Raw genomic sequence first — 18,725 nt, 5'->3', positions numbered from 1 at the left:
ACTCGTAATGACGCGAATCGCTCATGTTGCCGACACCTGCACCGGACACCGCCTGCACGCCGAGCGCCTGATGGGTCACGCCGCGTTGCGGGAGGCTCAGGCCCTGCGCTATCAGGTCTTCAGCGAAGCGTTCGATGCAAGGTTCAAGGGTGCCGAGCACGGCCTGGACCAGGACGAATTTGACCCGCACTGCCGTCATATCGGCGTACGCGATGTCACTACCGGACGGCTGGTGGCCACCACGCGACTGCTCGACCACGAGGCGGCCAGCAACCTGGGCCGCTTCTACAGCGAGGAGGGGTTCAGCCTGCAAGGGTTGCTGCAACTCCAGGGCCCCATCCTGGAAGTGGGTCGTACCTGTGTGGCCGCGCCGTACCGCAACGGGGGCACCATTGCCACGCTCTGGAGCGAGCTGGCCGACGTACTCAACGAAGGCGGTTATCGCTACCTGATGGGTTGCGCCAGCATCTCGATGCAGGACGGCGGGGTGCAGGCGCATGCCGTCATGCAACGCCTGCGCGAACGCCACCTGTGCACCCAGGACCTGCGTGCCGAACCCCGCAATCCGCTGCCGCCGCTGACGTTGCCGGATAACGTGAGCGCCCAGATGCCGGCCTTGCTCAAGGCCTACATGCGCCTGGGCGCCAAGGTCTGTGGCGAACCGTGCTGGGATGAAGACTTCCAGGTCGCCGATGTGTTCATCCTGCTCAAGCGCGAGGCGCTGTGCCCGCGCTACGCCCGTCACTTCAAGGCCGCTGTGTGAGGGGCCGTCTTCGGCAGGTGGGGCGCCTGGTTCACATGCTGCTGGTGGTGGTGCTGGGGCTGCTGATGGCCAGCCTGCTCGTCATCGGGATGCACCTTGGCATCAAAACCTCGCTCGAACGCCGGCAACGCTGGACCCGGCTGTTCATGCGGCGCCTGGTAGCAGCACTGCCCTTCGAAGTCTGCGTGACGGGCAAGCTGCCGAGCACGCCCATGCTGTGGGTCGGCAACCATGTGTCCTGGACCGACATCCCCCTGCTGGGCATGCTGGCGCCTATGTCGTTTCTGTCCAAGGCGGAGGTCCGGCACTGGCCGCTTGCCGGGTGGCTGGCCGAGCAGGCAGGCACCCTGTTCATCAGGCGCGGCGCCGGCGATGGGCAGCAGCTACGCGTGCAGATCGGCCAGCAGTTGGTCACAGGCCACCCCATGCTGCTGTTCCCCGAAGGCACGACCACCGACGGGCACCAGCTCAGGACGTTTCATGGGCGCCTGTTGGCGGCAGCCATCGACCAGGGCATCGCCGTGCAACCGGTGGCCATCCAATACCAGCGGCGGGGCCAGATCGACTCCTTGGCGCCCTTCGTGGGGGATGATGATCTAGTGTCACACCTGCTGCGGTTGCTGGCACAACCTCGCGGCCAAGTACGCATTCACCTGCTCGATCCACTGACAAGTCATGGCAAGGGCCGCACGCTGCTGGCGCTCCAGGCCCAGCGTTCGATCCATCAGGCGCTCTACGGCACACCAGAGCCACCGGTACTTCACAGGCCGTGTGCGACCGCCACCTGAACGCAGCGCCCTGGCGCCAACCACGCGGCAGATCAGTCAATCAACGAGCGGGCCGGCCTGTGCCCGATGGCTGGCAGCGAAGGCTTGTACCAGGGGGTAGAACGCGCGGAAATCATCGAGCAACGGCACGTACAGGCGATCAAGTTCCTCCATGACCCCTGCCAAGCCTTCAGGCCGTGACAAGCGCCGGGCGATCCCGGCGAACACCTGTTCTAGCGTGGCGAAGTCAGCATAGGAGCTCAGCCAGTCAGACTGCGCCATGGAAGGCGCGATGTGGGCCAACCGGCCCGGCAGCGCGGGCTCGGCCAACAGCACCTGATAGAACCCATGGGTGAACTGACGCAGCGGCTGGCGCCCATATTCAGGCCAGTGACGCGCCAGGCAGTGGTCGAAGAAGACGTCCAGCGCAATCCCCGCAAACCGGCGTCGCACCTGCGTAAAACGCGCCAGGGAGGCTCGCACGACAGGGTGCGTGTCAGTGAAACTGTCGATGTGCCGGTGCAGGCGGATGGACGCCTCGATTTGCGGCGCGAACCGCCCTTCCAGCGAGCCTTTGACGAAGTCCCCGTAGAGGCTGCCCAGCAACTGCTGTGGGGCTGGTCCCCCAAGGTGAAGGTGTGCAAGATAATTCATGGCGCCAGTCTATCACTTGCCTGGAATGCATCGCCGCCGAGCGATATACCGTCTGGCTATCTGTTCGGAACACTTAAAGCTTTGCGACTCCCTTTGACTCTCAGGTATCCGTCATGACCACGCTATTCGATCCAATCACCCTGGGCGACCTGGAACTGCCCAATCGCATCATCATGGCCCCACTCACCCGCTGCCGCGCAGACGCCGGCCGCGTGCCGAACGCACTGATGGCCGAATACTATGTGCAACGTGCCAGTGCCGGCCTGATCATCAGCGAGGCGACCTCGGTCAGCCCCATGGGCGTGGGCTACCCGGACACGCCGGGCATATGGAGCGCTGAACAGGTCAGGGGCTGGACCAACGTCACCAATGCCGTGCATGCCGCAGGCGGCCGAATCTTCTTGCAGCTGTGGCACGTGGGGCGCATTTCCCATCCACGCTACCTCAATGGCCAGTTACCGGTCGCACCCAGCGCCATCCAACCCAAGGGGCACGTGAGTCTGGTTCGCCCGCTCAGCGACTACCCCACGCCTCGGGCGCTGGATACCGAAGAGATCAGCGACATCGTCGAGGCCTTCCGCACGGGTGCCGAAAACGCCAAGGCCGCAGGCTTTGACGGCGTCGAGATTCATGGCGCCAACGGCTATTTGCTCGACCAGTTCCTGCAAAGCAGCACCAACCAGCGTACTGACGCGTACGGCGGCTCGCTGGAAAACCGGGCCCGCCTGCTGCTGGAGATCACCGACGCCGTAGTCCAGGTATGGGGAGCGCAGCGCGTCGGGATGCACTTGGCGCCGCGCGCCGATGCCCACGACATGGGCGATACCGACCGTGCCCAGACCTTCACGTATGTGGCGCGGGAGTTGGGCAAGCGGGGCATTGCCTTCATCTGCTCACGGGAACGTGAGCGCGACGACAGCCTTGGCCCTGCACTCAAAGCAGCATTTGGCGGCGTCTATATCGTCAACGAAGGTTTCGACAAGGCCAGTGCCAATGCGGCCTTGGCCGATGGCAAGGCTGACGCCGTGGCCTTTGGCGTGCCGTTCATCGCCAACCCGGACCTGCCTGCACGCCTGGCTGGCGATGCGCCATTGAACGAAGCTCACCCGGAAACGTTCTATGGCCAAGGTCCGGTGGGGTACATCGATTACCCACGCCTGTAAGGCCTGAGACAGAGGCCAGGACCCGGCCCCTGTCGTTCCCGGTCAAGGCTTGGCGTTGATCTGCTGTTGCAGGTTCTGCAACTGGCTCTGGACGTTGTTCAGGTTACGGGTCATCTGACCACGAAACGCGTCGAACTCCTGCACCGATGCGCCACCGCCGGCCGTGGTGTTGGGGCGGTTGTCCAGCTGGCTTTTGAGCACCAGCACATCCTGCTCCAGGCTTTCGATGGCGGCATTGGGGTTGCCTTGTTTTTTCAGCGCCGCCACCTCCTCGCTCAGGCTCTTGAGTTGCCCGTCGAGCTTGCCCCCATCGACCTGGCCCGACTTGAGCGCTGCCAACTCGCCGTTCACCGCCTTCAACTGCGCCTGCAACTGCGTTTGCAGTTCGGTCACCGCCCTCTGCTGTTCACGGGTGTCGGCCAGGACCTGCTCCAGGCGCTTGCCAAGGTCCCCGGCCTGGCCCGCCACGCCCGCCTGCTGCTTGCCCTGTTCGGCCAGACTGGCCTGCAACTGGCTGATCTGCTGTTTGAGGGCTTCACTGCCACTGTTGCTCGACGAGGCGCTGGCTTCGACCTTGCCGCTGATCGCCTGCAATCGCCCTGCCGCGTCTTCGCTGATGCGCGCGAAGCTCTCCTGGGTGGCGACCAGTTGCTGCTCCATCAGGGAGATCTGCCGATAGCTCCACCACCCTAGACAACCCAGGGCGATGAACGCAGCCACCAGCATCGCCCACAACGGGCCGGTGCTCGGTGGCCTTGCCGCTTGGCGGCGACTGCGCGGGACATGGGCCGCAAGCAACTCATCGTCGTCATCCGGCGTCCCTGCGCGCAAGGCCGGTACATCATCGAAATCATCGCGAGCATCAAAGCGCATGAGCATCCCACCACAGAGGTTGCAAATAAGCGGGATTATAAACCGCGCGCGCAGCCAGGTGATGCCCGACGTCGTGGTGAGCGCTTACCGGCCAGGCGGCTGGTGTTTCCACCAGGTGCAGAATTCGTCCAATGCCGCCCATACGCTAGTGGTGGGCTGGTAGCCCAGGTACTGACTGGCGCGGCTGATGTCCAGGGTAAAATCGCGACTCATCACCTGCATGGCCAGGCGTGACAGCGTAGGCTCGGGCCGCCCCGGCCATAGGGCGCACGCCGCCTCGTTGAGCGCGGCCAGGCCGTAGGCCAGCCCATAGCCTCGGTAGCGGGTGACCTGGGGGAGCTGAAGCTGGCGCAGGACATAGTTGATCACGTCCCATAACGGCAAGGGCTGGCCATTGCTGATGTTGTATGCTTGCCCAAGCGCGCGCCCGTCAGCGAACACTGCGCTGTACAGCGCTTCGTTCAGGTTGTGAATACTGGTGAAGTCAACTTTGTTCAAGCCGTTGCCGATAATTGCCAGCCTGCCTTTGCGTTGCAGGTGCACCAGCCGCGGCAGCAGGCTCGTATCGCCTGCACCGATGACGAAACGTGGGCGCAGCGCCAATACTTCGAGGCCAAACTCCTGGGCACCGAAAACCTTCTGTTCGGCAATGAACTTGGTCCTGGCGTAGTGATTGGCAAACCGGCCGGGCACCTGATCCTCGCCAATGGCCATGCGTGAACGACCATTGAAGTAGATCGACGGCGAAGACAGGTGCACAAGACGACGTACGTGTTCCTTCAGGCAGCCTTCGACGACGTTCTCGGTGACCACCACGTTGCCCTGGGCGAACGTCTGATAGGGCCCCCAGTGCCCCACAGCACCGGCGCAATGCACCACGGTCTCGACGCCCTGGCACAGGCGCCGGGCCAATTCCGCGTCGCCAAGGTCGCCCGGGATGAACTGCGCGCCACGCCGCACCAGATGCTCCACACCTTCGGCACGTCGGCCACTGACCCGCACATCCAGCCCCCGCTCCAGGGCCAGCCGAGCGAAACGCCCGCCGATGAAGCCACTCGCGCCAGTGACCAGAATTCGCATGTAACACTCCGCCTTGCCTGATGTTCAGAAGCCTTTGACGCCCTTCGGCGCTACAACGGCACCAGCCAGTGGTGGGCGCTGTGGCGCAGGTGGTCGGTCAGCTGTGCCAGCAGTTGCCCGCCGTTACGCCAATGATGCCAGTACAACGGTACGTCGATCGGGGTATCGCTGCAGATTTCCACCAATTGGCCGCTTGCCAGTTGCTCGCGGGCCTGCAACTCCGGCACCAGCCCCCAACCCAACCCCGCTTCGGTCATGCGCAAAAAGCCTTCGGAAGAGGGGCACAAATGATGCAGAAAACCGTCCTGCATACCTAAAGAGGCCAAGTAGCGGTGCTGTAGAAAATCGTCGGGGCCATAGACGATTGCGGGCGTGCGAGCCAGGCGGCAGGCATCGAAGCCTTGGGCAAAATGCTGCTTCATGAAGGCAGGGCTGGCCAATGCCCGATAACGCATTGCCCCCAGGGCCAGGCTGCGGGCGCCGGCCACTGGGCGTTCGCTGCCGCACAGGCAGGCCGCCACATCACCGGCGCGCATGCGCTTGAGACCTACTTCCTGGTCCTCGACTACCAGATCGGTAAGCACCTTGTGCTCGGCACAGAATTGCCCCACTGCGCCGGCCCACCACGTGGCCAGGCTATCGGCATTGAGCGCGATGCGCAGACGTTCCGGCATGCCCCCTTCTTCGAGCGCGGGTACCTGGCGCTGCAAGTCGCGCTCAAGCAGGCGCACCTGCTGCACATGGTTGAGCAATTGCCGGCCTACCTCGGTCGGGCCAGGCGGAGCAATGCGAACCAGTACCGGCTGCCCCACCCGCGCCTCCAGCAACTTGATGCGCTGCGACACGGCCGATTGAGACAGGCCCAGCACCTGCGCTGCACGCTCGAAGCCGCCTTGCTCGACGACGGCAGCGAGGGCCGCGAGCAACTTGTAGTCGAACATCGATTTTCCTAATGACCGTTGAGCTTTATTGATTTTTCTTATAACCCGCAAGTTGTCACACTAGCCAGCATCTTTCGAGGAGTCGTCTTCCATGTGGCAGAGTTATCTCAATGGCCTACTGGTCGCCCTGGGCCTGATCATGGCCATTGGTACGCAGAACGCATTCGTTCTGGCGCAAAGCCTGCGCCGCGAGCATCACTTGCCGGTAGCGGCGCTGTGCATCCTGTGTGATGCCCTGTTGGTCGCCGCAGGTGTGTTCGGTCTTGCCACGGCCTTGGCCCATAATCCGACGCTGCTGAGCGTGGCCCGCTGGGGGGGCGCGGTATTCCTCATCTGGTACGGGATCAAAGCCCTGCGCAGTGCCTTCTCCGACCAGAGCCTGCAGCACCAGCAGGGCCAGGGCATGCGTTCACGGCGGGCCGTGCTGCTCAGTGCCCTGGCGGTCACCTTGCTCAACCCCCACGTCTATCTTGACACTGTGCTGCTGATCGGCTCGCTCGGGGCCCAGCAGACGGCGCCAGGGGCCTACGTGGCGGGGGCTGCCAGCGCCTCGCTGCTGTGGTTCTCGACCCTGGCGATCGGGGCGGCATGGCTGGCTCCCTGGCTGGCACGGCCAGGCACCTGGCGTCTGTTGGACCTGATGGTGGCCGTGATGATGTTTGCCGTGGCAGCGCAACTGATCTTCAACTGATCATTCGAGCCCAGGGTGCCAGCGCGTGACGTCCCTGCCCATCCTGCCTGGAAACGACCGCCACCGGTCGCTGCCCGCCAAGGCACCTGGAACCTCTAATCCCTATGTTTGTTGCGTGGTTATGCGCCAAGGCTTGGTGCTATGATCCAGCCCTTGCGTCGCAAAGAGTACAAACTCGCCGACGCACATAGGGCCGCCCGTGATCGGCCCTGCGCAAACCGCGAACTAGACCTGAATCAGGAGATCTACCATGGCTTTTGAATTGCCGCCGCTGCCCTACGCCCACGATGCCCTGCAGCCGCACATCTCCAAGGAAACCCTGGAGTATCACCACGACAAGCACCACAACACCTATGTCGTGAACCTGAACAACCTGGTACCGGGCACCGAATTCGAAGGCAAGACCCTGGAAGAGATCGTCACCTCGTCGTCGGGTGGCATCTTCAACAACGCCGCTCAAGTGTGGAACCACACCTTCTACTGGAACTGCCTGTCGCCAAACGGCGGTGGCCAGCCGACCGGCGCCCTGGCAGAAGCCATCAACACCGCTTTCGGTTCCTTCGACAAGTTCAAGGAAGAGTTCACCAAGACCTCCGTCGGCACCTTCGGTTCCGGCTGGGGCTGGCTGGTCAAGAAAGCGGATGGTTCCCTGGCGCTGGCCAGCACCATCGGTGCCGGCAACCCGCTGACCAGCGGCGATACCCCGCTGCTGACCTGCGATGTCTGGGAACACGCCTACTACATCGACTACCGCAATCTGCGTCCAAAGTATGTCGAGGCGTTCTGGAACCTGGTCAACTGGGCCTTCGTGGCTGAGCAGTTCGAAGGCAAGACCTTCAAGGCCTGAGTCCAGCACTGTTCTTGAAGCCCGGCCACGTGCCGGGCTTTTTCATGCCTGCTACTGGGCGATGCCGCACTTGCTCAGCGTGCATAGCGCGCTAACATCAAATTTTCGGTTTCTTGACGACGTCCCACTCAAGTTACCCAGGGTTTCAACCGATACACTGCTAATGACCGTCCCGTAGTGAACGGTCATGATTGATGGCAAAATAATGTCATTTGCATGGATTAAGGAACCTCCATTGAAGCTGGAATTGCGTAACAGCTTGTCGGTCAAGTTGCTCAGGGTCGTGCTCCTGGCGGCGCTAGCGGTCGGCGTCGTGCTCAGCTGTGCGCAAATCGTCTATGACACCTACAAGACCCGCCAGGCCGTCAACAATGACGCCCAGCGCATTCTTGACATGTTCCGCGATCCTTCTACACAGGCGGTCTACAGCCTGGACCGTGAAATGGGCATGCAGGTCATGGAAGGTCTGTTTCAGGACGAGTCGGTGCGAATGGCCTCCATCGGTCACCCCAACGAAACCATGCTGGCAGAAAAGTCCAGGCCGTTGCAGGACATGCCCCTGCGCTGGCTCACCGATCTAATTCTTGGCCAGGAGCGTACCTACACCACGCAGCTGGTAGGCCGGGGGCCCTACAGTGAATATTACGGCGACCTCAACATCACCCTCGACACGGCCGCCTATGGCGAAGACTTTCTGATCAACGCCGTGATCATCTTCATCTCTGGCGTGCTTCGGGCGCTTGCCATGGGGCTGGTGCTGTACCTGGTCTACCACTGGCTGTTGACCAAGCCACTCTCCAAAATCATCGAACACCTCACCCAGATCAATCCAGACCGCCCCAGCCAGCATCAGCTCCCACTGATAAAGGGCCATGAGAAGAACGAGCTGGGCCTTTGGGTGAACACCGCCAACCAGTTGCTGGCATCAATCGAACGCAATACCCACCTGCGCCATGAGGCCGAGAACAGTCTGCAGCGCATGGCCCAGTACGACTTCCTCACCGGCCTGCCCAATCGCCAGCAACTGCAGCAGCAACTGGACAAGATCCTGGTGGACGGTGGGCGCCTGCAACATCGGGTGGCCGTGCTCTGCGTAGGCCTTGACGACTTCAAGGGCATCAACGAGCAGTTCACCTATCAGGTCGGCGATCAGCTGCTGCTGGCCCTGGCCGATCGCCTGAGGGCCCACAGCGGACGCTTGGGCGCGCTGGCGCGGCTGGGGGGCGACCAGTTCGCCCTGGTGCAGGCCAACATCGAACAGCCCTACGAAGCGGCAGAGCTTGCGCAAAGCATCCTGGACGACCTGGAGGTGCCTTTCGACCTGGACCACCACCAGCAGATCCGCCTGCGCGCCACCATTGGCATCACCCTGTTCCCGGAAGACGGCGACAGCACCGAGAAGCTCCTGCAAAAAGCCGAGCAGACCATGACCCTGGCCAAGGCGCGTTCACGCAATCGCTACCAGTTCTACATCGCCAGCGTGGACACCGAGATGCGCCGGCGCCGCGAACTGGAAAAGGACCTGCGCGAGGCCCTGCCACGCAACCAGCTGTACCTGGTCTACCAACCGCAGATCAGCTATTGCGATCATCGCGTTGTAGGGGTCGAGGCGTTGCTGCGCTGGCAGCATCCGGAACTGGGCATGGTGCCGCCCGATCAGTTCATACCGCTGGCCGAACAGAACGGCAGCATCATCGGGATCGGCGAGTGGGTGCTGGATCAGGCCTGCCGGCAGTTGCGCGAATGGCACGACCTGGGCTTCAGCGAGCTGCGCATGGCGGTCAACCTGTCCACTGTGCAACTTCACCACAGCGAACTGCCGCGGGTGGTGAACAATCTGCTCCAGGCCTATCGCCTGCCTCCGCGCAGCCTGGAACTGGAGGTGACCGAAACCGGCCTGATGGAGGACATCAGCACCGCAGCCCAGCACTTGCTGAGCCTGCGGCGTTCGGGCGCCCTGATCGCCATCGACGACTTCGGTACTGGGTACTCGTCTTTGAGCTACCTCAAGTCCTTGCCCTTGGACAAGATCAAGATCGACAAGAGCTTCGTGCAGGACCTGCTCGATGACGACGATGACGCGACCATCGTGCGCGCCATCATTCAGTTGGGCAAAAGCCTGGGCATGCAGGTCATTGCCGAAGGCGTGGAAACCGCCGAACAGGAAGCCTACATCATTGCCCAAGGCTGCCACGAGGGCCAGGGCTACCACTACAGCAAGCCGCTGTCGGCCCGGGAACTGACCAGCTTCCTCAGGCAGGCCCAGCGCAATCAGGTTTCCATGCTCTGAATGCACAGGTGACACGCCGTGACCTGCTTTTACATGAATCGCAGGCTGAACCCTTTACAGCAAATGCAAATCTTTCGCATGATGTGCCGGTTCAGCGTGCCATCGCGCACGGTTCACCCATGGTCCAACCACACGACGCAGGAAACCAACAATGATTCGAATGCCCCTGGCCTCTGCCAGTCTGCTGGCCATTGCCATCGCTCTCGCCGGTTGCGGTGAAGGCAAGGACGACAAGGCCGCCGCGCCGCAAGCCCAGGCTCCCGCTGCCGCCAGCACCCCTGCAGCAACGCCAGGGGCTGTCGACGAAGCCGCTGCCAAGGCCGTGGTCAAGCACTACGCCGAGATGGTCCATGCCGTGTACAGCGACTCGCTGAGCACCGCCAAGACCCTGCAGGCCGCCGTCGACGCATTCCTCGCCACGCCCAACGATCAGACGCTCAAGGCCGCCAGGGACGCCTGGGTCGCTGCGCGCGTGCCCTACCTGCAAAGCGAAGTGTTCCGCTTCGGCAACACCATCATCGACGACTGGGAAGGCCAGGTGAACGCCTGGCCCCTGGACGAAGGCCTGATCGACTACGTCGACACCAGCTACGAGCACGCCCTGGGTAACCCGGCAGCCAGCGCCAACATCATCGCCAACACCGAGATCCAGGTGGGCGAAGAGAAAATCGACGTCAAGGACATCACCCCCGAGAAGTTGGCCAGCCTCAACGAACTGGGCGGCTCCGAAGCCAACGTCGCCACCGGCTACCACGCCATCGAATTCCTGCTGTGGGGCCAGGACCTGAACGGTACCGGCCCAGGTGCGGGTAATCGTCCGGCGTCGGACTACCTCGAAGGCGAGGGCGCCACGGGTGGCCACAACGACCGCCGCCGCGCCTACCTCAAGGCGGTCACCGACCTTCTGGTCGCCGACCTTGACGAGATGGTGGCCAACTGGGCGCCGAACGTGGCCGACAACTATCGCGCCAAGCTCGAAGCCGCGCCTGCCACCGACGGCTTGCGCAAGATGCTGTTCGGCATGGGCAGCCTTTCGCTCGGTGAGCTGGCTGGCGAGCGTATGAAGGTGTCCCTGGAGGCGAACTCGCCCGAGGACGAGCACGACTGCTTCAGCGACAACACCCATTACTCGCATTTCTACGATGCCAAGGGCATTCGCAATGTCTACCTGGGCGAGTACACCCGCCCTGATGGTACCAAGCTGACCGGGCCTAGCCTGTCTTCACTGGTGGCCAAGGCCGACCCTGCTGCCGATGCGACCCTGCGCGCAGACCTGGAAGCCACCGAAGCGAAGATCCAGGTGATCGTCGACCACGCCCTCAAGGGCGAGCACTATGACCAACTGATCGCCGCCGACAACGCCGCCGGCAACCAGATCGTGCGTGATGCGATTGCAGCCCTGGTCAAGCAGACCGGTGCCATCGAACAGGCCGCCGGCAAACTGGGCATCGACAACCTGAACCCCGACACAGCCGACCACGAATTCTGATCCCATCTGGTGCGGCACCCGACGCCCGGCCTTGAGCCGGGCGTTTTCATGTCTGGGCCGTAGAGGGGTTAAACCATGGCCAGCATTACTTACGACAGGAGCACTCACGTCGACGATTTCATCTAGCAAACGCAAATTGCTCTTATTCAATGATCCTGGGCCTGATAAGCTTGCACGCCGGATTTTCGTTCAGGCCCAGGATTCTGCATGTCCCTGCCGCTGTCCCGACTTGCCCCTCTGCTGCTGGTCTTTGCCCTCGCCGCCTGTGACGACGCCCCGCGTTTTACCCAGGCCGAGCCGGGCGAAGCGCTGTCAGGTGGCAAGACGACCGTGTTGCGCAGTGACCGCAATGCGTATTCGCTGCCCGCCGCCAACCTCTCCCATGAGCGGCGCCTGGACTTTGCAGTAGGCAACAGCTTCTTTCGCAACCCTTGGGTCATCGCCCCCTCCACCACCACGGCGCGCGACGGCCTGGGCCCCTTGTTCAACACCAACGCCTGCCAGAACTGCCATGTGCGCGACGGGCGCGGTCACCCACCCGCGGCAAGTGCCAGCAATGCGGTCGGCATGCTCGTGCGCCTGTCGATACCTGACCAACCCTACCTGGCCAAGGTCATCGAACGTCTGGGGGTGGTACCAGAACCTGTATACGGCACCCAGCTTCAGGACATGGCCATCCCTGGCGTAGCGCCTGAAGGCAAGGTGCGCATGACCTACACGGCGCAGACGGTCTCGTTCAAGGATGGCCATCAGGTCGAGCTGCGCATGCCGGCGTTGCAGATCACCCAACTGGGCTACGGGGCCATGCACCCGGACACGCGCTTTTCGGCGCGCGTGGCGCCACCGATGATCGGCCTGGGCCTGCTCGAGGCGATTCCCGAGGCTGACGTATTGGCCAACGAAGACCCGGACGACCGCAATCGCGATGGGATTCGGGGACGCGCCAACCGCGTGTGGGACGATGCGCTGGGGCGCACGGTTGTCGGCCGCTTTGGGTGGAAAGCGGGCCAGCCCACTGTGAACCAGCAGAATGCGCATGCGTTCGCCGGCGACATGGGCCTGACGACGACATTGCAGCCCAACGACGACTGCACCCAGGCTCAGGTCGAATGCCGCGCCGCGCCCAATGGCGACGGCGTGGCAGGGGAAAAGGAAGTCAGTGACAACATCCTGCGCCTGGTCACCTTCTATACCCGCCACCTGGCCGTGCCGGCCCGTCGGGATGTGGCCACCCCCCAGGTGCTGGCAGGCAAGAACCTGTTCTATAAGGCCGGGTGCCAGGGTTGTCATATCCCTCAGTTCACCACCGCCAGCGATGCTGCCGAGCCGGAACTCGCCGGCCAGATCATCCGGCCCTATACCGATCTACTGCTGCATGACATGGGCCCCGGCCTTGCCGATGAACGAACCGAATTTGCCGCCAACGGCCAGGACTGGCGTACGGCCCCGCTCTGGGGAATCGGCCTGAGCGAAACGGTCAGCGGTCACTCGCAATTTCTGCATGACGGACGCGCGCGCAACCTGCTCGAAGCGGTGCTGTGGCACGGCGGCGAAGCCCAGGCAGCACGCGATTTCGTCCTTACATTCGATGCCGAGCAGCGCGCTGCCCTGCTGGCGTTTTTGAAATCACTTTAAACATGCACAGGAGCCGGCCATGTTCCGACCCAAACTGTTGTTTACCAGCCTCGCTGCCCTGGCCCTTGGCGCCTGCTCCCCGCAGGATCCGCAGGCCGTCACCTCCGCGGCCATCGCCAAGCAGGTGATCCTTCCCACCTACAGCCGCTGGGTCGAAGCCGACCGCATGCTGGCCGCCAGCGCCCTGGCGTTCTGCGAAGGCAAGGAAACCCTGGAAAAGGCGCGTGCCGATTTCCTCAATGCGCAAAAGGCCTGGGCCGAGCTGCAGCCCTTGCTGGTGGGCCCGCTGGCTGAGGGCAACCGTGCATGGCAGGTACAGTTCTGGCCTGACAAGAAGAACCTGGTCGGCCGTCAGGTCGAGCAGCTGGTCAATGGGGACAAGCCTGTCGATGCGGCCTCCCTCGCCAAGGCGAGCGTTGTGGTCCGCGGTTTATCAGCCTATGAATACATCTTGTTCGACAGCAAGCCGGACATCGCCACGGCCGAGCAGAAGGCGCGTTACTGCCCGATGCTGGTGGCCATCGCCGAGCACCAGAAGGGGCTGGCCGAGGAAATCCTCAAGGGCTGGAACAGCACCGAGGGCATGCTCTCGCAGATGACCAAGTTCCCCAACCAGCGCTACGCCGATTCGCACGAAGCCATCGCCGACCTGCTGCGTGCACAGGTAACCGCTTTGGACTCGCTGAAGAAGAAGCTGGGTGCGCCCATGGGACGGCAAAGCAAAGGCATCCCACAGCCCCTGCAAGCGGAAGCCTGGCGTAGCCACAACTCCATGAATAGCCTCCAGGCCAGCCTCAAGGCGGCCCAGGCGGTTTGGGTGGGTGTGGACAATAAAGGGCTGCGCGGGCTGCTGCCAGGCGATCAGAAGGCGCTTGCGCAAAAGATAGACGATGCCTACGCCAATTCATTGAAGTTGCTGGCTGATAACCAGAAAACCTTGGGCGAGCTACTGGCCGACGACGCAGGTCAGCAGACCCTCAACCAGATCTACGACAGCCTCAACGTCGTGCACCGCCTGCATGAAGGTGAATTGGCCAAGGCGCTTAACATTCAGTTGGGCTTCAACGCCAACGACGGTGACTGATCATGCTGCGACGCCAGGCCTTGAAACTCGGTAGCGTTGTACTCAGTGCCCTCACCTTGGGCGGCTGGAGTCTTCTGCGCAAAAAAGGCAGCGAGCCCTTGCTGCTGTCGGCACGCGACGACGCCGACGGCAAGCACTATGCCGTGGGCTATCGCCTGGACGGCACCCAGGTGTTCAGTACCCAGGTGGCCCAGCGTTGCCATGCCATCATCGATCACCCGGAGCGGCCCATTGCCTTGTTCGTGGCTCGCCGCCCAGGGACTGAAAGCTACCTGATCGACCTGCGCGACGGGAAGCTGTTGCAGACGGTGGTATCGCCGCCTGACCGGCATTTCTATGGTCATGCCGTGCTGCACAAGGACGGTCAGTGGCTGTACACCACCGAAAACGATACCCGAGACCCAGGACGTGGCGTGCTGGGGGTCTACCGTTTCGACGACGAGCGCCTGGTGCGCACCGGCGAGCTCAGCACCCACGGCATTGGCCCGCATGAAGTCGCCTGGCTGCCGGACGGCGAAACGCTGGTGGTCGCCAACGGGGGTATCCGCACCGAGGCCGAAAGCCGAGTGGAGATGAACCTTGATGCCATGGAGCCGAGCCTGGTGCTGATGCAGCGCGACGGCACCTTGTTGAGCAAGGAAACCCTGGCCCAGCAGATGAACAGTGTTCGTCACTTGGCGGTAGCCCGCGATGGCACCATTGCCGCGTGTCAGCAGTTCATGGGGGATGCCTCGGAAACTGCCGAGCTGCTGGCAATCAAACGACCAGGCCAGGCTTTCCAGGCCTTCCCAGTTCCGCACCACCAGTTACAGGCCATGGCCCAGTATACGGCCAGCGTGGCCATACACGACGAACTGCGCCTGGTGGCACTGACAGCACCACGGGCCAACCGCCTGTTCGTCTGGGACCTGGACAGCGGCGCCGTGCGTCTGGATGCGCCCATGCCCGACTGTGCCGGCGTTGGCGCGGTGAAGGACGGGTTCGTGGTGACATCGGGCCAAGGCCGCTGCCGGTTCTATGATTGCCGCAAGCACCAGCTCGTCGGCCAGCCCCTGAACCTGCCTTCAGGCTTCTGGGACAATCACCTGCATGTGATCTGAAACGGGCGTCAGGCTGTGCCCTGCGGCTCAACCAAACGGCCGCAGCCCCTGGCGCATGCCGAACAGGAACAACAGCAGGTCGTGATCAGGCTGCACCTTGGCATGCTGCTGTGGCTTTACCTCGCGCGGCAAAGCACATTGCTCAGCCAGTTCCGATTGGCTGAACACCACGGTTTTCGGTTGTTCCCAGGCTGCCACTGCAACCGTGGTGAGCGCCAAGCCCCCAACCAGAAACAAAGTTCGAGCTATTTCTAGTTTCATTGCCCTAACCCTTTGACAGCGCTGCCAAACGCCATTGGATAAACGTAGTGCAACCTAGGCGCCTTTGCACCGCTCAACGACGAATGGCAGCACCGGTATCGAGGGTGCCTGCGCAAGGGGTACAGGCCTTGTGAACCGTCATGCACCTTAACCCTTGCGCAGCACATACACGCGCCACATGGCATAAAACGGCAGGAAGTCGAGGCGTTCCTGGATCCTGAAACCAGCGGCTGCGAACTCCGCCTCAACCGTTTCGGCAGGTAACACAAAACGGTTCTGGTAACTGTCCGGCCCGTGCTCGGTATCGCGACGGTGCTCGAGCTTCCTGCGCCGCCAGGCTTTGAAATTGCCATCGACCCACAGCGACACAATCACGCTGTCTCGGCTAACCCGTTGAAACTCCTTAAGAATCGCTTTCCTGTGAGCCGCTTCGCCAATATGGTGAAACAGACGCATGCAAAAAATGCTGTCCACCGCGTTATCCGGTAACTCGATGGCAAAGGCCGAGGTCTGCAAAGGTCGTACCCGGGCCACGACTTCCGGTGGTTGGGACGCGCATGCCGTCTCGATCATGTCGGCGGAATTGTCTGCTCCAATGATCACGCGGTTGGCTTTTTCCGCCAGCAGTGGCCAGAAGCGACCCGCTCCGCAGGGCAGGTCCAAGACCAAGCCCGGTTCGCCCGCCAGCATCAGGGCCCGGCGAGCCAACTGCTCATCGCGTTTATGGGACAGGCGCCTGGCCAAGCCGGCCTGGTGCTTCAAAAAATACTGTTGGGCATGGGCCTTGTCGTATTTACGGGAAAACTCGAGGTTGATGGGGCTGCGCATCGGGCATCTCCTGATTCCAATGGCGGCCAGACTAAGCAGCCAAGCGTTGGAATCAGGTTATGACGTTGTGAAAAAAGCGTTCTTCACCAGGATATTTCTTACAGGCTATTACGAAAGTGTATTCAGCTCACCCTTGACCACGGTACTGCTGAGGTCCACTTGGAATCGGCAGCCATGGGGATGGGTCGAGGTCAGCGTGACCTGCCAGCCTTGGTCATCGCAAATGCGCTGGACCAACGACAAGCCAAGGCCAAGGCCTTCCCCTCGGCGTTCTTCCCCGCGTACGAAGGGCTTGAACATGGCCTCGCGCTGCTCCTCGGGGATGCCTACCCCGCTGTCCTCCACGGTGAAACTTGTGGCTTGCAGAGTCAGACGAATGTAACCGCTGTCGGTGTAATGGGCGGCGTTACGCAGCAGGTTGCCCATGACCGATTGCAGGAAGGTGGCGTTGTACAAGACCGGACCTGCGTTGCCACGGCCTTCGTAATGCAGCGTCAGCCCCTTTTGTTCGATGGTGTCGCGCCAAACCCCGATCAATTCGTCCCCTACTTCGCGCAGGGTTGCCCGCGATGCCACAGCACCTTCGTCCCTTTGGGCCCGGGCCAGCATGAGGAAGGTTTTCACCAGCTCGCGCATTTCCTCGGTGGCGCGTGCCACCCGTTCGACCTGACTGCGCGAACGCGCATCCAAGGCCGGGTTTTCCATGAGCAACTCGCATGAGGTCGCCAGCACCATCAGTGGTGTACGCAACTCGTGGCTGACGTCACTTGTGAACAGGCGCTCGCGCGTCAAGGCATCGCGCAGACGGCCCAGGGTGTCATCGAAGGCCACTGCCAACTGCCCGACCTCGTCAGCGGCGTAGTCAGGTGCCAAGGGTGGCGCCAACCCAAGCAGCTGGTCGCGATGGCGCACCTGGCGCGCCAGGCGGATGACCGGTGCCATCACTCGACGCGCCACCAACCAGCCCAGGATCACGGCGAGCACCAGGCTCAATACGAACCCTACGACCACTACGGCGAACAGCAGCCGCTCTCTCTCCTCGAAGTCGCTTTGATCCTGCAACAGCACGTAACGACGACCGTCCACGATCTCCACCATGGCGTGATACGAAAGCTGGTCGCGAAAGACCTCGTGGAAACCCCGGTCCAGATGGCGCAGGTCCTTGGGCAGCTCGAAGTCATCCCGCCCACCGCTGAAGTAGAACAGTTGGTCCGGTCGCGGGCGGTGACTCCAGTCGCTGACACTGTCCATGCGCAACAGCCGCTGCAGGTCACCGCCGAGCACCGAGGAAATCAGGCGCTCTTCCACCAGGTGCACGGTGGAAACGATACCCACCGCGAAAGCCCCGGCCACCAGCGCGCTCATCAGCGCAAAGGCAATGATGATGCGCTGGGCAAGGCTCTGTTTAAACTCCATCGCGACCCTCGGCGAGGCGATAGCCGACGCCATGGACGGTATGCAGCAGGGGTTTTTCGAAAGGTTTGTCGATCACCTGACGCAACTGGTGTACATGGCTGCGCAGGCTGTCGCTGTCAGGGCAGTCATCGCCCCACAGGGCCTCTTCCAGTACTTCGCGCCGCAACACGTGCGGGCTCTTCTGCATGAGTACCGCCAGCAGTTTCAGGCCGACCGGGTTGAGCTTGAGCAGGCGGCCTTGCCGGCTGACCTCCAGTGTGTCGAGGTCGTAGCTCAGGTCGGCGACCTGCAGCGTGCGACGGCCACCACCCTGCGCCCTGCGCAGCACAGCCTCGATACGCGCGGACAGCTCGGACAGGGCGAAGGGCTTGAGCAGGTAGTCATCGGCGCCGGAGCGGAAGCCTTGCAGCCGATCGTCCAGTTGATCGCGGGCGGTAAGCATGATCACCGGCGTGTCGCGGCGGGCGTCTTCGCGCAGGCGCTTGCACAGCGTATAGCCATCGATACCCGGCAACATGATGTCGAGCACGATCAGGTCATAGTGCTCGGTCGCTGCCAGGTGCAGGCCCGACAACCCATCCTGGGCACAGTCGACGGTATAGCCCTTCATGCCAAGGTAGTCGGCAAGGTTGGCCAGAATATCGCGGTTGTCTTCAACCAAGAGGATGCGCATGAATTTCTCCTGTGCGACGCTGCTCGCGGTGATGCGCGGCAGGCGCAGCTTAAGGCCTAAGCCTGCGGGGTGCCAGCCTTTGGATGAATTCAGGCGGCTTGACGTTTTTTTCACTGAACCTTCACGGACACAGCATAGGAGCGGCTCGACAATGCGCGACCTTTCCGTGC

18 protein-coding genes are annotated in these 18,725 nt (G+C 62.5%); 10 read left to right on the top strand and 8 right to left on the bottom strand.

Annotation, left to right across the window (positions count from 1 at the left end):
• The first annotated feature begins 7 nt into the window (after positions 1–7).
• Together ACF8E5_RS20050 and ACF8E5_RS20045 are read left to right on the top strand one after the other, a co-directional pair.
• Positions 8–763 carry a GNAT family N-acetyltransferase gene (locus ACF8E5_RS20050; RefSeq protein WP_078478049.1) on the top strand — a complete coding sequence of 252 codons (756 nt, stop codon included), beginning with the start codon at positions 8–10 and terminating at the stop codon, positions 761–763.
• 35 nt (positions 764–798) lie between these two features.
• Positions 799–1,551: a 1-acyl-sn-glycerol-3-phosphate acyltransferase gene (locus ACF8E5_RS20045; RefSeq protein WP_058637132.1), complete on the top strand. Its 753-nt coding sequence runs from the start codon at positions 799–801 to the stop codon at positions 1,549–1,551.
• 36 nt (positions 1,552–1,587) lie between these two features.
• On the opposite strand, the gene ACF8E5_RS20040 is transcribed toward ACF8E5_RS20045, so the two are convergent.
• A complete protein-coding gene (locus ACF8E5_RS20040; RefSeq protein WP_392475704.1) occupies positions 1,588–2,184 on the bottom strand; it encodes an ACP phosphodiesterase in 597 nt (198 codons plus the stop codon).
• Positions 2,185–2,297: 113 nt separating this feature from the next.
• On the opposite strand from ACF8E5_RS20040, the gene ACF8E5_RS20035 reads away from it, so the two are divergent.
• Positions 2,298–3,347: an alkene reductase gene (locus ACF8E5_RS20035; protein ID WP_392475703.1), complete on the top strand. Its 1,050-nt coding sequence runs from the start codon at positions 2,298–2,300 to the stop codon at positions 3,345–3,347.
• 42 nt (positions 3,348–3,389) lie between these two features.
• Here the strand turns inward: ACF8E5_RS20035 and ACF8E5_RS20030 are convergent, their stop codons facing one another.
• The 3 genes from ACF8E5_RS20030 to ACF8E5_RS20020 form a co-directional block, all read right to left on the bottom strand.
• Positions 3,390–4,220: an ATPase gene (locus tag ACF8E5_RS20030; RefSeq protein ID WP_196185181.1), complete on the bottom strand. Its 831-nt coding sequence runs from the start codon at positions 4,218–4,220 to the stop codon at positions 3,390–3,392.
• Positions 4,221–4,304: 84 nt separating this feature from the next.
• The gene (locus ACF8E5_RS20025) at positions 4,305–5,300 is read right to left on the bottom strand and encodes an NAD(P)-dependent oxidoreductase (RefSeq protein ID WP_182139219.1); all 996 of its coding nucleotides are present in this window, start codon (positions 5,298–5,300) and stop codon (positions 4,305–4,307) included.
• A 50-nt stretch (positions 5,301–5,350) separates the two neighbouring features.
• Positions 5,351–6,241 carry a LysR family transcriptional regulator ArgP gene (locus tag ACF8E5_RS20020; RefSeq protein WP_392475702.1) on the bottom strand — a complete coding sequence of 297 codons (891 nt, stop codon included), beginning with the start codon at positions 6,239–6,241 and terminating at the stop codon, positions 5,351–5,353.
• A gap of 91 nt (positions 6,242–6,332) precedes the next feature.
• On the opposite strand from ACF8E5_RS20020, the gene ACF8E5_RS20015 reads away from it, so the two are divergent.
• From ACF8E5_RS20015 to ACF8E5_RS19985, 7 genes are all read left to right on the top strand, one after another.
• Positions 6,333–6,932, top strand: a complete 600-nt coding sequence (locus ACF8E5_RS20015; protein ID WP_058603268.1) for a LysE/ArgO family amino acid transporter — start codon at positions 6,333–6,335, stop codon at positions 6,930–6,932.
• Positions 6,933–7,182: 250 nt separating this feature from the next.
• Positions 7,183–7,779, top strand: coding sequence for a superoxide dismutase (locus ACF8E5_RS20010; protein WP_023534404.1), 597 nt, complete (start codon positions 7,183–7,185; stop codon positions 7,777–7,779).
• Positions 7,780–8,014: 235 nt separating this feature from the next.
• Positions 8,015–10,069 carry an EAL domain-containing protein gene (locus ACF8E5_RS20005; RefSeq protein WP_326383637.1) on the top strand — a complete coding sequence of 685 codons (2,055 nt, stop codon included), beginning with the start codon at positions 8,015–8,017 and terminating at the stop codon, positions 10,067–10,069.
• 151 nt (positions 10,070–10,220) lie between these two features.
• On the top strand, positions 10,221–11,558 hold the full coding sequence (locus ACF8E5_RS20000; protein WP_196185179.1) for an imelysin family protein: 1,338 nt from the start codon (positions 10,221–10,223) through the stop codon (positions 11,556–11,558).
• 207 nt (positions 11,559–11,765) lie between these two features.
• Positions 11,766–13,193 (top strand): di-heme oxidoredictase family protein, encoded by a 1,428-nt coding sequence (locus ACF8E5_RS19995; protein ID WP_078478043.1) that lies wholly within the window; start codon positions 11,766–11,768, stop codon positions 13,191–13,193.
• A gap of 19 nt (positions 13,194–13,212) precedes the next feature.
• Positions 13,213–14,277 (top strand): imelysin family protein, encoded by a 1,065-nt coding sequence (locus ACF8E5_RS19990; protein ID WP_058637143.1) that lies wholly within the window; start codon positions 13,213–13,215, stop codon positions 14,275–14,277.
• Positions 14,278–14,279: 2 nt separating this feature from the next.
• Positions 14,280–15,377: a DUF1513 domain-containing protein gene (locus ACF8E5_RS19985; protein ID WP_326383636.1), complete on the top strand. Its 1,098-nt coding sequence runs from the start codon at positions 14,280–14,282 to the stop codon at positions 15,375–15,377.
• Between the two features lie 27 nt (positions 15,378–15,404).
• Here ACF8E5_RS19985 and ACF8E5_RS19980 read toward each other — a convergent pair whose 3' ends face one another.
• The 4 genes from ACF8E5_RS19980 to colR all read right to left on the bottom strand — a co-directional run bounded on the left by ACF8E5_RS19980 (position 15,405) and on the right by colR (position 18,555).
• The gene (locus ACF8E5_RS19980) at positions 15,405–15,638 is read right to left on the bottom strand and encodes a hypothetical protein (protein WP_058603276.1); all 234 of its coding nucleotides are present in this window, start codon (positions 15,636–15,638) and stop codon (positions 15,405–15,407) included.
• Positions 15,639–15,785: 147 nt separating this feature from the next.
• Positions 15,786–16,466 (bottom strand): class I SAM-dependent methyltransferase, encoded by a 681-nt coding sequence (locus ACF8E5_RS19975; protein WP_058603277.1) that lies wholly within the window; start codon positions 16,464–16,466, stop codon positions 15,786–15,788.
• A 108-nt stretch (positions 16,467–16,574) separates the two neighbouring features.
• Positions 16,575–17,882, bottom strand: coding sequence for a HAMP domain-containing sensor histidine kinase (locus tag ACF8E5_RS19970; RefSeq protein ID WP_058637145.1), 1,308 nt, complete (start codon positions 17,880–17,882; stop codon positions 16,575–16,577).
• Positions 17,872–18,555: a two-component system response regulator ColR gene (gene colR, locus ACF8E5_RS19965; protein WP_023534349.1), complete on the bottom strand. Its 684-nt coding sequence runs from the start codon at positions 18,553–18,555 to the stop codon at positions 17,872–17,874. The genes ACF8E5_RS19970 and colR overlap by 11 nt, the downstream gene beginning before the upstream one ends.
• Positions 18,556–18,725: the final 170 nt, after the last annotated feature.

Origin of the sequence: Pseudomonas sp. WSY_20 (assembly GCF_043104335.1) — a bacterium.
Classification (GTDB): domain Bacteria; phylum Pseudomonadota; class Gammaproteobacteria; order Pseudomonadales; family Pseudomonadaceae; genus Aquipseudomonas; species Aquipseudomonas parafulva_B.
Note: the sequence above shows the minus strand (reverse complement) of the source record. Positions and strands in the feature narration are given on the sequence as shown.